13 protein-coding genes are annotated in these 15,245 nt (G+C 66.6%); 6 read left to right on the top strand and 7 right to left on the bottom strand.

The window, feature by feature from the left end; translation table 11 throughout:
- Positions 1-32 precede the first annotated feature (32 nt).
- From N4S67_RS11855 to N4S67_RS11835, 5 genes are read left to right on the top strand one after another with little or no spacing between them, the layout of a single operon-like run.
- Positions 33-1,571, top strand: a complete 1,539-nt coding sequence (locus tag N4S67_RS11855) for a molybdopterin-dependent oxidoreductase (protein WP_260993187.1) — start codon at positions 33-35, stop codon at positions 1,569-1,571.
- 53 nt (positions 1,572-1,624) lie between these two features.
- Entirely contained in the window at positions 1,625-1,993 is a 369-nt protein-coding gene (locus N4S67_RS11850; protein ID WP_260993186.1) for a GatB/YqeY domain-containing protein, read from the top strand.
- 21 nt (positions 1,994-2,014) lie between these two features.
- Complete coding sequence (locus tag N4S67_RS11845; RefSeq protein ID WP_260993185.1) at positions 2,015-3,583, top strand: ATP-dependent DNA ligase; 1,569 nt, start codon at positions 2,015-2,017, stop codon at positions 3,581-3,583.
- Between the two features lie 49 nt (positions 3,584-3,632).
- On the top strand, positions 3,633-5,933 hold the full coding sequence (locus N4S67_RS11840) for a carbon starvation CstA family protein (RefSeq protein ID WP_260993184.1): 2,301 nt from the start codon (positions 3,633-3,635) through the stop codon (positions 5,931-5,933).
- On the top strand, positions 5,867-6,070 hold the full coding sequence (locus tag N4S67_RS11835; RefSeq protein WP_260993183.1) for a YbdD/YjiX family protein: 204 nt from the start codon (positions 5,867-5,869) through the stop codon (positions 6,068-6,070). Before N4S67_RS11840 ends, N4S67_RS11835 begins: the two co-directional genes overlap by 67 nt.
- Here the strand turns inward: N4S67_RS11835 and N4S67_RS11830 are convergent.
- Positions 6,067-7,305, bottom strand: a complete 1,239-nt coding sequence (locus tag N4S67_RS11830) for a cytochrome P450 (protein WP_260993182.1) — start codon at positions 7,303-7,305, stop codon at positions 6,067-6,069. The two genes, N4S67_RS11835 and N4S67_RS11830, sit on opposite strands and share 4 nt — an antisense overlap.
- The gene (locus N4S67_RS11825) at positions 7,302-8,336 is read right to left on the bottom strand and encodes an LLM class F420-dependent oxidoreductase (RefSeq protein ID WP_260993181.1); all 1,035 of its coding nucleotides are present in this window, start codon (positions 8,334-8,336) and stop codon (positions 7,302-7,304) included. The genes N4S67_RS11830 and N4S67_RS11825 overlap by 4 nt, the downstream gene beginning before the upstream one ends.
- An 86-nt stretch (positions 8,337-8,422) precedes the next feature.
- Here N4S67_RS11825 and N4S67_RS11820 point away from each other — a divergent pair, with 86 nt between their 5' ends.
- Positions 8,423-9,919 (top strand): acyl-CoA carboxylase subunit beta, encoded by a 1,497-nt coding sequence (locus N4S67_RS11820; RefSeq protein WP_260993180.1) that lies wholly within the window; start codon positions 8,423-8,425, stop codon positions 9,917-9,919.
- A gap of 55 nt (positions 9,920-9,974) precedes the next feature.
- On the opposite strand, the gene N4S67_RS11815 is transcribed toward N4S67_RS11820, so the two are convergent.
- Genes N4S67_RS11815 through N4S67_RS11795 form a run of 5 tightly spaced genes read right to left on the bottom strand, consistent with a single transcriptional unit; the run spans position 9,975 to position 15,196 of the window.
- Positions 9,975-11,018: a TIGR03857 family LLM class F420-dependent oxidoreductase gene (locus N4S67_RS11815; protein ID WP_260993179.1), complete on the bottom strand. Its 1,044-nt coding sequence runs from the start codon at positions 11,016-11,018 to the stop codon at positions 9,975-9,977.
- On the bottom strand, positions 11,015-11,389 hold the full coding sequence (locus N4S67_RS11810) for an ester cyclase (protein WP_260993178.1): 375 nt from the start codon (positions 11,387-11,389) through the stop codon (positions 11,015-11,017). The genes N4S67_RS11815 and N4S67_RS11810 overlap by 4 nt, the downstream gene beginning before the upstream one ends.
- Positions 11,386-12,462: an ecdysteroid 22-kinase family protein gene (locus N4S67_RS11805; protein ID WP_260993177.1), complete on the bottom strand. Its 1,077-nt coding sequence runs from the start codon at positions 12,460-12,462 to the stop codon at positions 11,386-11,388. The genes N4S67_RS11810 and N4S67_RS11805 overlap by 4 nt, the downstream gene beginning before the upstream one ends.
- Positions 12,459-13,574 (bottom strand): alpha/beta hydrolase, encoded by a 1,116-nt coding sequence (locus N4S67_RS11800; protein WP_260993176.1) that lies wholly within the window; start codon positions 13,572-13,574, stop codon positions 12,459-12,461. Before N4S67_RS11800 ends, N4S67_RS11805 begins: the two co-directional genes overlap by 4 nt.
- The gene (locus N4S67_RS11795; RefSeq protein WP_260993175.1) at positions 13,571-15,196 is read right to left on the bottom strand and encodes a flavin-containing monooxygenase; all 1,626 of its coding nucleotides are present in this window, start codon (positions 15,194-15,196) and stop codon (positions 13,571-13,573) included. Before N4S67_RS11795 ends, N4S67_RS11800 begins: the two co-directional genes overlap by 4 nt.
- Between the last annotated feature and the right edge of the window lie 49 nt (positions 15,197-15,245).

The following is a 15,245-nucleotide window of genomic DNA, read 5'->3' as shown; positions in this document are numbered from 1 at the left end:
CTTTCGGGTCGGTACGTGAGTACTTTGGCGGCATGATCGCGCGTGGCACGAGAGCGATGGGTGGCGTCGCGGCTGCGGCCGTCGCCGTCGGGGTCACGCAACTGCTCGCTGTCTTCGTCGGACCTCGCTCCGATGCCCGCACTGCGGCCGGATCGGCGGTTATCGATCTGACGCCCGGCCCGGTCAAAGAGTGGGCGATTCAGACCTTCGCGATGGCCGACAAGCTGGTGTTGTCGATTCTCGTGCTGGTGGTGATCGCCCTCGTCGCCGCAGCCACCGCGGCCTTCGAGACTCGGCGCTTTCCGATCGGCAGCATCGCGATTGTCGTCGCCGGAGTCGCGGGATGCGCCGCCGTGCTGTCCCGGTCCGGTGCGAACGTGCTCGACATCGTGCCGGTGGTGGTAGGGACCGTTTGCGGCGTCGCGGTGCTCCGCTTGCTCACATCGGGACGGTGGACCGACGCCACGCCGGTGTCAGACGACGGCCCCGACCGCGGTAGACGGCTGTCGTTGGTGACGCTGGGATTCCTCGCCGGCGGCGCGATCCTCGGAGTAGGCGGCGGTGTGCTGTCGCGGGCGCGGTCCTCGGTGTCGGGCGACCGGAGCGCGTTCGCGCTGCCGAGGGCCGACGTCGCCGCGCCACCGGTGCCTGCAACGGTGCAACCTCAAGGCGTTGCGCTGCCGTCGTTCGTGACGAGCAACGCCGACTTCTATCGCATCGACACCGCTTTGTCGGTGCCGCAACTGAGTCGCGAGCAGTGGCAACTGCGGATTCACGGCATGGTCGACCGCGAGATCACCTACCGCTTCGCAGATCTCGAGCGGTTCGACGTCGTCGAGAAGGTCGTGACGCTGGCCTGCGTATCCAATCCCGTCGGCGGTGACCTCATCGGTAACGCCACCTGGACCGGCTACCGGGTACGGGATCTGCTGGCCGAGGCGGGAATCCAGGCCGATGCCGACATGGTGCTGTCGAAGTCGATCGACGGATTCACCGCGGGCACGCCGGTCGACGCACTGTCCGATGACCGCGATTCCCTGCTCGCGGTCGGCATGAACGGCCAGCCGCTGCCCACCGAGCACGGCTATCCCGCCCGGCTCGTGGTGCCCGGGCTGTACGGCTACGTGTCGGCCACCAAGTGGGTCGTCGACCTCGAAGTGACTCGCTTTGATCGCGCCGAGGCGTACTGGACTCGGCTGGGCTGGTCGCCGCGTGGACCCATCAAGACCCAGTCCCGCGTCGACGTACCGCGCAGCGGTCAGGATGTGACGTCTGGCCAGGTGACGTTCGGCGGTGTGGCGTGGGCGCAGAACCGCGGCGTGCGCTCGGTCGAGGTGCGCATCGACAGCCCGGACTCGCAGGGCGACTGGCAGCGCGCCGACCTCGGCGCGAGCTACTCCAACGACACCTGGCGGCTGTGGAGCTTCCCGTGGCGGGCCGCAAGCACAGGGCCGCACACGATCACCGTTCGGGCCACCGACAACACCGGCGCGGTGCAGACCTCGGAGTTGGCCGACCCCGTCCCCGACGGCGCCACCGGCTGGCACAGCGTGTCATTCTCGGTGACCTGACGTGACGCCGACGCGTCGGAAAACGCGCACGTTCGCGCCTAGGTTGGCGTGCCGTGACTGCTGCACAGAACTGGCGAACGACACTGCGCGGCGCGCTGCTGACCGCGCGCAAGGACCGCGACACCACTCGAGTCGCGGCGTTGCGGTCGGCGCTGAGCGCCATCGACAACGCCGAAACGCCCGACGGCGTCGGCGTCGACGCACCGTCGAGCGAGGCCATCGCGGGCGGCGTCGTCGGTCTGGGCGCCGCCGAAGTGGCCCGTCGCGAACTCTCCGACGAGCAGATTCGAACCCTGCTGCGAACCGAGGTCGACGAGCGGCTCAGCGCCGCCGAACAGTTCACCGCAGCCGGGCACCCCGAACGCGCCGCCGCGCTGCGGGCAGAGGCGACCGTGCTCACCGACCTCCTCGGAGATGTCTGACCGGCATGCAAGGCTGAGGCGGTGCAGCTCATCGACGTTGCTACGGCATCGGCTGACGTCGGTGCGACGTCCGCGCGGCTGGCCAAGATCGCCAGAATCGCTGATCTGCTGCGCCGCGCGGGTGACAACCCGACGTTGGCGGCGGTTGTCGTGTCGTGGCTTTCCGGTGAGCTCCCGCAGCGCCAGATCGGTGTCGGCTGGGCGGCGTTGCGGTCGCTGCCCGGCCCCGCCGCCGAACCGTCGCTGACCGTCCTGGAGGTCGACGCCCGCTTCAGCGAGATCGGCGCCGTCGCGGGCAAGGGGTCGCAGGCGCGACGGGCCGAACTCGTCGCGGCGCTCTTCGCCGCGGCCACCGAATCCGAGCAGACCTTCTTGCGTCGGCTGCTCGGCGGTGAGCTGCGGCAGGGCGCGCTCGTCGGCGTGATGGCCGACGCGGTCGCCAAGGCCGCAGGGGTGCCCGCCACCGTCGTACGACGCGCGGCCATGCTCGGCGGCGCACTGCCCGCCGTCGCGGCCGCGGCGTTGACCGGCGGGCAGGCTGCGCTCGAAGAGTTCACCCTGACCGTCGGCCGGCCCGTCGGGCCCATGCTCGCTCAGACCGCAACCGGTGTCGCCGAGGCGCTCGAACGACTCAGTGGCACAGCAGCGTTCGAAGCCAAGCTCGATGGTGCGCGGGTACAGATTCACCGTGCGGGCGACACCGTATCGGTGTACACGCGCAGCCTCGACGACGTCACCGGACGGCTGCCCGAGGTGGTCGAGGCAACGTTGGCGTTACCCGTCACCGAACTGATCGCCGACGCCGAGGCCATCGCGCTGCGCCCCGACGGCAGACCGCACCGATTCCAGGTCACCGGATCGCGGTTCGGCCGCTCCGTCGACATCCCCGCGGCCAGGGCCTCGCATCCGCTGTCGGTGTTCGTGTTCGACCTTCTCCATCTTGACGGCACCGACCTGCTCGACCAGCCCACTGCCGAGCGGCTCGCGGCGCTCGACGCCATCGTGCCGAAGGTTCACCGCGTCGACCGGCTCATCACCGACGATGCCGAAGCGGCACAACGCTTCCTGGACGCCACGCTCGACGCCGGTCACGAGGGCGTGATGGCGAAGTCGCTGAGCGCGACGTACGAAGCCGGCCGCCGCGGCGCGGGCTGGCTGAAGGTCAAGCCCGTCCATACGTTGGACCTCGTGGTGCTCGGCGTCGAGTGGGGCTCGGGCCGGCGCACCGGCAAGCTGTCGAATATCCATCTCGGCGCCCGCGATCCGCAGACGGGCGGCTTCGTCATGCTCGGCAAGACGTTCAAGGGCATGACGGACGCGATGCTCGAATGGCAGACAGCGCGATTCATGGAGCTCGCCGACGAACCACCGGCGGCGACATCGGGCAGCGGCCCCACCGATGGCTACGCCATCAAGGTCCGGCCCGAGCAGGTCGTGGAGATCGCGATCGACGGCGTGCAAACTTCGTCGCGCTATCCGGGCGGGATGGCTCTGCGATTCGCCCGAGTCGTGCGCTACCGCGACGACAAGAGCCCGGCCGAAGCGGACACCATCGATACGGTCCGCGCAATCTACGAGCGCGGCGGCTAAAGCCGCCGTTTCGGCACGTGGCCCAAGTGGCCGATGGAAGGATCTGAGCATGGCCACTCCTACCGCCGCGTCCGACCGGATCGAGGAAGTCAACGGCGACGTCACGTACATACGCACCGACAAGGACTTGCCGCCGGTAGCGGTCATCGACCGCTCCCCGATCACCACCAGACACAAGATCGTCTTCGCGATCATCGCGCTGCTGGGGGCGACTGCCTGGGCCGTCATCGCGTTCTTCCGCGGTGAGACCGTCAACGCAGTGTGGTTCGTCATCGCCGCCATTTGCACATACGTGATCGGCTTCCGGTTCTACGCGCGGCTTATCGAGATGAACATCGTCAAACCGCGCGACGACAACGCCACGCCCGCGGAGATTTTCGAGAACGGCACGGACTACATGCCGACGGACCGGCGGGTGTTGTTCGGGCACCACTTCGCGGCGATCGCCGGCGCGGGCCCGCTCGTCGGCCCGGTGCTGGCCATGCAAATGGGCTTTTTGCCCGGCACCATCTGGATCATCATCGGCGCGGTGTTCGCCGGCTGCGTTCAGGACTTCTTGGTGCTGTCGATCTCGACGCGGCGGCGCGGCCGTTCGCTGGGCCAGATGGCGCGCGACGAACTCGGCGCGGTCGGCGGTGCCGCCGCGATCGTCGGCGTCCTCGCCATCATGGTCATCCTGCTGGCGGTGCTCGCGCTGGTGGTGGTGGGCGCCCTGGCCGAGAGCCCCTGGGGTGTGTTCTCGATCGCGATGACCATCCCGATCGCCATCTTCATGGGGCTTTACCTGCAGTTCCTGCGGCCGGGGCGCGTCTCCGAGGTTTCGCTCATCGGCGTCGTACTACTGCTGTTCGCGGTCGCCGCGGGCGGCTGGGTCGCCGAAACCGATTGGGGCACCAACTGGTTCACGCTGTCGAAGGTGACCCTGTCCTGGTGCATAATCATCTACGGGCTGGCCGCTTCCGTGCTGCCGGTCTGGTTGCTGCTGGCGCCGCGAGACTATTTGTCGACGTTCATGAAGGTCGGCACCATCGCGTTGCTCGCGCTCGGAATCCTGCTCGCCCGACCCATCATGGAGGCGCCCGCGATTTCGAACTTCGCCGCCAGCGGCACCGGACCCGTGTTCGCCGGTTCGCTGTTCCCGTTCCTGTTCATCACGATCGCGTGCGGCGCGCTGTCAGGGTTCCACGCACTGATCTCGTCGGGCACCACGCCGAAGCTGCTGGAGAAGGAAAGCCAGATGCGGCTGATCGGCTACGGCGGCATGCTCACCGAGTCGTTCGTCGCGATCATGGCGCTCATCACCGCCGCGATCCTCAACCAGCATCTGTACTTTGCGATGAACGCGCCGACCGGTTCGACGGGAGGCACGGCGCAGACCGCCGCGGACTACGTCAACGGCCTGGGGCTGTCGGGGCCACCGATCACCGCGGAGGAGATCAGCGGCGCGGCGGAGAGTGTGGGTGAAGACTCGATCGTCTCCCGTACCGGTGGCGCGCCGACGCTGGCGTTCGGAATGTCAGAGGTGCTCTCCGACGTCTTCGGCGGGGATGCCCTGAAGGCCTTCTGGTACCACTTCGCGATCATGTTCGAGGCGTTGTTCATCTTGACGACTGTCGACGCGGGCACGCGGGTCGCCCGCTTCATGTTGTCGGACGGGTTGAGCAATCTCGGCGGTCCACTGCGCAAGCTGAAGGACCCGAGTTGGCGTGTGGGCGCGTGGATCTGCAGCGTACTCGTCGTCGCAGCTTGGGGCTCCATCCTGATCATGGGCGTCACCGATCCGTTGGGCGGCATCAACACGCTGTTCCCGCTGTTCGGCATCGCCAATCAGTTGCTGGCCGCGATCGCGCTGACCGTCGTCACGGTCGTCGTGATCAAGAAGGGCTACCTGAAATGGGCCTGGGTACCGGGGATTCCGCTGATGTGGGACCTGGTCGTGACGCTGACCGCGTCGTGGCAGAAGATCTTCTCCGCCGACTCGAAGGTCGGCTACTGGACGCAGCACAGCCTCTGTGAGTCCGCGCAGGCAGCCGGCAAGCTCTGCCTGACGGCCAAGACGCCCGACGACGTCGACAAGATCGTGCGCAACACCTTCATCCAAGGCTCGCTGTCGATTCTGTTCGCGGTGCTGGTGGTCATCGTGTTCGCCGCCGGGGTTGTCATGGCGATCCGAGCACTGCGCGGCACCGCTCCCCCATCGACCGAGGACGAGGAACTGCCGTCGCGGATCTTCGCCCCGTCCGGACTCATCCCGACCAAGGTGGAACGGGAGGTGGAGAAGCAATGGGACGCTTTATCGTCAGGGCACGCCAAACCGCCGCACAGATCGGTTGGTACTGGGGCACATTGATGGGTGACAACCATTACCGGCGTTACGCCGAGCATCGACGGCTCACCCATCCCGATGAGCCGGTGATCTCTGAACGCGAATACTGGAGGATGCGCCACAGCACGACGGAGTCCGGCCCGAATCCGCGCTGCTGCTAACCCGTCAGCGAGTAGCGGATCGGTAGGTGCTTGAGCCCGCCGACGAAGATGGTGGCGATGTGTTCGGGGTCGCCGGTCAACTCGATCGACTCCAGCCGCGGCACGAGCTCTGAGAAGAAGCTGTTGACCTCCATCCGCGCCAGCGCCGCACCGAGACAGAAGTGCACGCCGTAGCCGAAGGCGTTGTGCTTGTTGGGGCTACGACCGACGTCGAAGCGGAACGGATCGCCGAAGACGTCTTCGTCACGATTCGACGACGCGTATGACAGCAGCACCGACTCGCCTTCGGCGATCGGGACGCCGCGAATCGTGGTGTCGGCACGTGCCGTACGCATGAACTCCTTCACCGGTGTCACCCACCGGATCATCTCCTCGGTGGCCAACGACATCAGATCCATGTTGGCGCGCAACCGCTCCCGCTGATCGGGGTTCTCGATCAGCGCATGCAGGCCGCCGGAGATCACTGCACTGGTCGTGTCGTGACCGGCGGTCGCAATGATCAGGTAGTACGACACGGTATCGATGTCGGACAGCGGCTCGCCGTCGATAGTGGCGTTCGCGATGGCGGAAGCCAGGTCTTCGGTAGGGGTGGCGCGCCGCGACGCCGTCATGTCGTTGAAGTAGGCGAACATCTCCAGAAGGACAGCCATCGACTCCTCCAGGGAAGCGCTGCGCTGCATTTCGGCATCGTCACTGCCGAACAGTTCCTGCGTGTACTTCAGCATCAGCGGGAAGTCCGATTCGGGCATGCCCAGCATCGACATGATGACGTAGAGGGGGTAGTTCACCGCAACCTCTTGAACGAAGTCGCATTCGGGTCCGGCCGCCACCATCTGGTCGACGTAGCGCCTTGCCAGCTCATCAATGCGAATCTTCAGTGCGCGCATGGCCTTCGGGCGGAACCAGTCGGCCCCGATCGCCCGCACTGCGCGATGCTCCGGATCGTCCATGTGGATCAGAGTCTTGACACCAATGGCGGCCTGCTGATCGTCGCCCTCCATCGTCGCCAGCACCGGCCGGGGCGAATTGGTGAACAATGTGTTGGCGCGTTCGATCTCCATGACGTCGGCGTGCTTGGTGATCGCCCAGAACGGCCGGTAGCCGGGTACGTCGACCCACGACACCGGTGCGTTGGCGCGCAGATGGGCCAACGCGGCGTGTAGCTTCGCCTCGTCGGCATAGGCCGAAGGATCGGCGAACACGTTTGCCGCCTGGTCGATGATTCGAGTGCTCATCTCCACTCCTCACGCAGTTGTTCAAGCACCTTGATGACGGCCTCCTCGGTGACCGACGGTGGAAAGCCCACCAGCACGCGGTCGATCACGCCGTCGCATCGGTCCCTGATCTTCTCGGCGATCTCGGAAAGTGGCGCGACGACGGCGAACTCGCCCAGAACATCGTCGTCGATCAGCGAGCCCATGGTGTCCCACTCCCCCAGTCGGCTGAGCCGGTGCAGTTCGGTGTGCAGTTCGCCCCAGCCGTGCAGTTCGAGAACTCTGCGATACGCGGGAGTCGAGCCGTAGAACGCTATCTGCTTGCGGGTACCGGCGGCAGCGGCGGACAGCGCGGATTCGTCGTCGCCGGTCACCACGAAAATCGGTGCTGACAAGGCTAATTCGCTGCGCGCCCGGCCGGATTTTGCCATGCCGCGGGCCAGCGCCGGAATGGTGACTTGCTCGAAGTACCGCTTGGTGGTGAATGCGTGCGCCAACATTCCGTCGGCGACCTCACCGCACAGTTCGGTCATCGCGTCGCCAACCGCGGCGATGAACACCTTGGGCATGCCGTACGGATGGGGTTCGGGGGTGAACATCGGCGTCATCAGCCGGTGGGTGTAGAAGTCGCCCTCGAAACTCAGCGTCGTGCCGTTCTGCCAGCAGCCCCAGATCTCGCGCACCGCGACCACGAATTCGCGCATCCGAGCCACTGGGCGCCCCCAGGGCATGCTGAACCGCTTCTCGACATGCGCCTGCACCTGCGATCCGAGCCCCAGGAGGAACCGGCCCTTCGAGTAATCCTGCAGATCCCACCCGACATTGGCGACCGTCATCGGGTTGCGCGCGAAGGCGACGGCGATGCTGGTCCCGATCTCGATCCGCGTCGTGTGCTCGGCGGCCAGGGCCAGCGGCAGGAACGGATCGTGGTTGACCTCAGCGGTCCAGCAGCAGTCATAACCCCGGCGCTCCAGCGAAATCGCGGCGCCGGCAACGTCGGCGAGACGGCTCGAAACGGCCCCGTCGACCTTGAGGCCGCCGCCGCTCACCATGGTCGTAGACGCTACAGTAAGCAATTCAGTATGGTCAACGACGCACGCCGGGTGCGACGATGCCGTCGGATGGCAGGAGGGTGCGCATGACCAAAGCCGAGGATTGGTCGGACACGCTCGACGAGCTGACCCGTCGACGCCGGCACACGCAGGCGATGGGCGGTCCTGAGCGACTCGCCAAGCACCACGGCAAAGGCAAGCTGGACGCCCGCGCCCGTCTCGAACACCTCCTCGACACAGGCAGCTTCCGGGAATTCGGCACGCTGGTCGGCGGTGACATCGCGGCCGACGGAATCGTCGCAGGTTCGGGTCAGATCGACGGCAAGCCCGTCATGGTCGGCGCCGAAGACTTCACCACCCTGGCCGGTAGCATCGGGCCCGGCGGCAACGCCAAACGGTACCGGCTGGCGGAGTTGGCGTTACGCGACAAAGTCCCGCTCGTCATGCTGCTCGAGGGTGCCGGATTCCGGCCCAGCGGTGAGCACTACGGCCGCACCCCGACCGACTTGCTCGCGCAGGCACGGTGTTCGGGCAAGATCCCGACGATCGCGGGTCTGCTGGGACCGTCGGCCGGCCATGGCGCGCTTGTCGCCCCGGTGTGCGACTGGACGATCATGAGCCGCCAGGGCGCGATCTTCACCGCAGGCCCGCCGGTGGTGAAAGAGTCCACAGGCGAGGACATCTCGAAGGAGGACCTCGGGGGGCCCGGTGTCGCGCTCGCCAGCGGCGTGATCCACAACGTCGCCGACGACGACGAGTCGGTGCTCGACGACATCCGTCGATACCTGTCGTACTTTCCCGCCAGCGCCTGGTCGTACCCGGCGTCGCGGCCCGCTGGCCAGGCAAGTGAGCCACGGTCGACGCCCGAATTGCTCGACATCGTCCCGCGCGGCAACCGGCGCGTCTACGACATCCGGCGGGTGCTCGATGTGGTCTTCGACGACACGGACTGGTTCGAGGTGCAACCGAAGTTCGGACCCGCGATCATCTGCGCGCTGGCACATCTGGGCGGGTATCCCGTAGCGGTCGTCGCCAACCAACCACAGGTGATCGCCGGATCGATCGACGCCGACGCCGCCGACAAGGCAGCGCATTTCATCACGGTGGCCGACTCGTTCCACCTGCCGATCGTGTTCCTCGCCGACAACCCCGGCATGCTGCCCGGAAGCCGCTCGGAGAAGAGTGGCGTGCTGCGCAGCGGCGCACGGATGTTCGCCGCCCAGACCGCCGCGACGACGATCAAGCTGCACGTGACGCTGCGCAAGGCCTACGGATTCGGCTCGATGGTCATGTCGCTGTTGGGATTCGACGATCAGAGCGCGACGTTCGCCTATCCGGGCGCGACCATGGGCGCGATGAGCGCCGCCGCGCTCAGCAAGGCGTCGCACGCCGCCGAGGATCTGGAGGCCAAGCTGCGCAAGGCCGAGGTCGAGGCATCGTTCCGGTCGGCCGGCCACCTCGGATTCGACGACCTCATCCATCCGCAAGAGACCCGCAATGCGCTGCTCTCGGCGCTACAGCGGGCCGTCTACAGTCGTCAGGCCGTCGCAGAACCCGTATCTCGCACCGTCATCACGCCCTAACCCCCCGCGATTTCGGCGCGCAAACATTCGCTCAGCGACCGTTTGCGCGCCGAAATCACTCGGTGGCGCGGTAGGCGGCGACGACCGGTTCCAGTTCGTCGGGCGTCGCGCCGTGCATGATCACCGCGTCCGCGCCGTACTCGAACTCCTTGCGCACCCGCTCGGCGCACTGCTGCGGTGACCCGGTGGCCGCCGGCGCCAGCCACTCGTGCGGTATCAGGGTGGCAATGTGTTCGATCTGCTCCGCTGTCGCCTTGTGGTCGATGCCGCCACCGATCGACTGCACCACTGCGTCGTCGCGGAACTGCTGCAGCACAGCGGGATCCCACCCGTTCGTACTGACCAACAGATCTCCGTAACCCTGCAGATACGTCGCCAGCCGGGCGACGGTCTTCTTGAGCCGTAGCTCTTCGGGCAAGTGGTCGCCGACCGTGGCGAAGCAGGACCAGACCCGCACGCTGGCCGGGTCGCGGCCGGCCTGTTCGGCGGCGTCCTTGACGGTCTTGACCGCTCGCCCGAGCGTCTCAGGGGTGAAGTACGTGTGCAGGATGACGTCGTCGAACGCGCGCCCGCCTAGCGCCAGTGTCTGCGGGCCGAACGCGACAATGGCCAGCCGGATGTGCTCCTTGAAGTCCGGGTCGAGGAACAAGACCTGGTACTTGCCGATCGGCCCGTCGTGGTTGAAGATCAATTCGCCCTGCCAGAGGCGCCGCATGACACCGGCGAAATCCTCCATCTGGGCGGTGGTCACCGGAGGGATCCCGAAGGCGCCGTAGATCGCGCCGATGCCGCGTCCGATGCCCAGTGTGAACCGCCCACCCGACAATCGGTGCATGGTGGTGGCCCAAGAGCCGGTGATCAGGGGATGGCGAGTGTTGTGATTGGTTGCCGCGGTAGCGATCTGCATCCGACTGGTCACCGCGCATGCGGCGCCGACGAGCGAGGACGCCTCCTTGACGTTCCACCGTTCGGAGATGAACGCGGTGCCGAAACCGAGTTCCTCGCCGCGGCGGGCCTCGTCCATCAGGGTCGCCGGCCCCTCACCACCGGCACCGGCCAACAGGTAATAGCCGAGCTCGTTGAGCACCCGCGTGGTCATCGCCAAACCCCTTGCTTGTAGCCGCAATTCCAGACCTCGGTGATCCTGCCATCTACGACGCGAAAGATCTCCATGCTGCCGATGGTGGTTTCGGTTCCATCCGTCAGCGTCATCGGTGACTGGTACACGATCGCGACGTGTTCGCCGTCGTCACCCGCGACCACCACTTGCAGGTCGAAGCGAATCGACTCGAACATGTTCCAGTGGTCGACGACTCGATTCACCGCCTGCTCGTGGGTGAGCACCGTGGCCTCCCCCACCTCGTGACGGATGACCGTCTCGCCCAGCAGCTCATCGGCCAGCGCGAAATCGCGCTCGTTCCACACGACCAGGTTGTACAGCTCGACCACCTCGCGCGCGGACCGCGTCATGAGAACACCTCCAGGGCGCCGGTGGCGTCGATCGCGGCGACCGCCCGGTCGGTGAGTGTCAGACACAGGCGTTTCGACCGCTCCGGCAGCGCATCCCATCCGTTGAGTGTGATGACAGGCAGCACCATGAGGTAGACGGCCGCGAACCGGTAGTGCCGCCACGCGTCGTCGAATCCGTAGTCGTCGACGCCGTGTCTGGCCACGTGGTCGAGGTATTCGCGGACCAGCGCCTCGTCGTGGCCTTCACGCGCGTCGACGGGCAGGCCCTGGGTGACGAGGTAGGCCACGTCGGCGGCGCCTGCACCGCGCGCGGCGAACTGGAAGTCCACCACCTTCATGCGGTCGCCCACGAAGAACAGGTTGTCTGCCCTGATGTCGCCGTGCAGCAACATGTCGCGTTCGGTCAGGACGGGCAGTGCTTCGACGGCGCGCTCGGCGAAGCGCTCGGCGAACGCCGAGATCGCATCGGGCACCGTCGCCGAGGTGTGCTCGCGGTAGATCTGCCATCCGGGCTCGAATGCCGGCAACAAGAGGTCACGGGCGATCGGTGTATCGATGCTCGGAAATGGTTCGAGTGCAACCGAACTGGCGCGATTCTCGGACCACGCGTGCAGTCCGGCCAGCTGCTCGATGCAGGTCCGCGCCCGGTTCATCGACAGTCCGGCCAGATGATCGGCGTTGTCCCACTGGGCCAGATCCTCGAGCAGCAGCACGAAGTCGACGCCGTTGTCGGCAATCCTGGCGGTGTACACCCGCGGGGTGTCCATCGGCGCATGCCCGGCGATGTCACGGTAGAAGGCCACCTCACGCCGGTAGCCGCCGAGCAGGTCCATGGCACCGCGGGCCTCGGACTGCGCTGGCAGCTTCGCGATCACCGTCGACGGCACATCGTCGCCGCTGAGGTGCAGCCGGTACAGCAGCGACGAGAAGCCGCTGTCCATCGCGATCTGCTCACAGTGGATCCGGGTCACTGTCGCGGTGTCGATGCCCGCCTCGCTGCGAAGCGCTTCGGTGAGCCAGTGCGGGTCGAGTTCGTCAACGCCGCCTGGCACCGCCGCCGTGCCGGCGCTCACCGTTGGCTCGCCTGTCGGCTCACGGCGCGCAGAAACCGTTCCGATTCCGCCTGCACACCGCGGGCGAACAGATGCCCCACATGACTGCCCCGGTGCCAGTACAACTGACCACCCCAACGGTCATGGAGCACCTGGGCGGGTTCGCGCATCGCCATCCGGTCGTGCCATGCGCCGACGATCAACCGTCGCTGCAGCGGCGGCGTCGGTACCACGGACTGGTAGTCGACGGCCGACATCACCTGTTCCACCGCCTCTGACCGCAACAGCGCGATGGTGTCGCGCACCGACGGGCCCCAGCGGTCCAGGTGCGCGGCGATCATGGCGTTGAGCCCGAAGATCGGGGTGTACACCGAAACGGCGTCGACATCTTCCAGATGCGAAACAAGCCCTGCGACAGGGCTGCCCATCGAAACCCCGGACACCGCCAGCGCCGTCGCCTGCGGGCGCAGCCACCGCACCAGCGCCCGAGCCTCGGAGACGACGCGCAGCATGCCCGCGGCGTTGTTCAAGGGGTCCATGTCCGGATATGTCGGCCACGCCGCGCGCCGGACCCCACTGCCCGGCTGCACCGGCAGCGCGATGTTGTATCCGAGTTCCTCCTGCAGGCGCCGCGCGCGGGAGAACAAGAGATCGATCGGTTGCCCTTGACCCGCTCCGTGTACCCACACCAGCCAGGGGCGCCGCTCGTCGCCGTGCCTGCACAGGTGCACCACGGCGGTCGCTGAACCGCCGAACCCCTCGGCGGCCAGCGTCTGCGGGAGGTGCGGATCGTGCTCGAAGGTCAGCTGCTCGTAGCGCAGGCGTTGGAATCGACGGTGCCGAACAGACTTGACCCGCAACGGATCCGGCTCGAGATTGGCACCCGCCACCCCGAGCCGCGACAGTTCCTCGGCCGCCGCGGCGCACGAGGCCGCCGAGCGCTCCAGCTTCGGTGGCGCCGACGTCAACGTGAAGCCGGTCAAGGCCAACTCGTCGAGCACGACCTCCCCGAGCTGGCGCGCTCCGCGGAGCGACAACGACCAGTCATCGGACTCCGAGACCGCCGCGTGCGCCCGCGGCACCACCCCGGCGAAGTCGCTACCGATGCGCCATGCACGTTCTGCCAGTCTCATGCGAGCTTGAACCCGCGGTAGCCGGTGGCCGCGACCTCGTCACAGCGTCGCCGGTACTCGGGAATGCCCGCCGTGTATCCCATGTACATCCGTTTCTTGCCGGGGACATTGCCACCGTTGTACCAGGACTTACACGTCGGATGGACCAGCACGGTGGGCTCGACGAGTGCGGTCGTGTGCTCGATCCACTCATCCTGTGCGTCGGGCAACGCCTCGATAGTGCGGTACCCGTGGTCACGCAGATACGTGACACAGTCGCTGATCCACTCCACGTGCTGCTCCAGTGCTGCCACGAAATTCGTTGCGGCCGACGGGCTTCCGGGTGCCTGCACGATGAACAGGTTGGGAAACCCCGCGACAGCGATCCCGAGGTAGGTGTACGGCCCCTGCGAGGCCCAGAAGTCTGCCAGTGATGCGTTGTCGCGGCCACGGATGTCGATGCGGGTCAACGCGCCGGTCATTGCGTCGAATCCGGTGGCGTAGACGATGACGTCGAGTTCGTGCTGTTTCTGCGACGTCTGAATTCCTGTCGGGGTGACCCCGACGATCGGATCCTTGCGCAGATCGACCAGCGTTACGTTGTCGCGGTTGAACGTCTCGTAATAGCCCTGGTCGATGATCGGACGCTTGCAACCGAAGGGATGGCTCGGCGTCAACGAGGCGGCCGTCTCGGGGTCTTTCACGATGCGGGCCACCGCCTCGCCGTACAGTTTGGCCGCCATCCGATTGGCCTCGATATCGAAGAAGACGTCGCCCCAACTCAGCGCGCCCATGACACCCTCTGCCTCGATCGCGCGCAACTGGTCTTCGCGCGACGCGGATTTCAACGGCGGCTTCGTGATCATCTCGAACATCACCGAGAATGCGCTCAGCCTCGCCGCCCCGACTGCGTGCGCACGTTGCGCCGCCCGGATTTCGGCGTAGTTGGCCTTCAGCTCGTCGAGCTCGCCCGCTTCGAAGGCGCGGACCTTCCACGGCAGCGTGTAAGCCGGTGATCGTTGGAACACCGTGAGGTGGCCTGCCTGTCGCGCCACCACCGGGATCAGCTGCACACCGGTCGATCCGGTGCCGATCACGCCGACGCACTTGTCCGCCAAATCGATGCCCTCTTTCGGCCAGCGACTGGTGAACAACGACGTGCCGGTGAAGGTGTCCATGCCGGCGATGTCCGGCTCGAGCGGCACCGACAGGATTCCGGACGCGGCGACCACGTACGAGGCGACCAGTGACTCCCCCGCCTCCGTTGTGACGACCCATTCGGCGGCGCCCTCGTCGAACGTCATCGACACGACGTTCGTGTCGAAGCGGATGTCGCGGCGAAGGTCAAGCCGGTCGGCGACGAAGTTGAGATACGCCTCGATCTCGGGCTGAGCGGGCATGGTCTCGGTCCACACCCAATCCTGCTGGATCTCGTCAGAGAAGCTGTAGGAGTATTCGATGCTCTCGATGTCACAGCGCGCACCCGGGTATCTGTTGAACAGCCAAGTACCGCCGACGTTCTCGGCCTTCTCCAACACCACTGTGCGCACGCCGAGCTCGCGGAGCCGGTGCAGTGCGTAGAGGCCGGAAAAGCCCGCCCCGACGACAATCGCATCGAAGCGCTCTGAGGCTGCTGTGGTCACGTCGTCACTCTTTCTCCGGCGCAGGAGCGGCTCACGTATAGGCTGCTAC

This window comes from Mycobacterium deserti (assembly GCF_025345615.1).
GTDB classification, from domain to species: Bacteria; Actinomycetota; Actinomycetes; order Mycobacteriales; family Mycobacteriaceae; genus Mycobacterium; species Mycobacterium deserti.
This window is presented reverse-complemented; position numbering and strand designations above follow the sequence as displayed.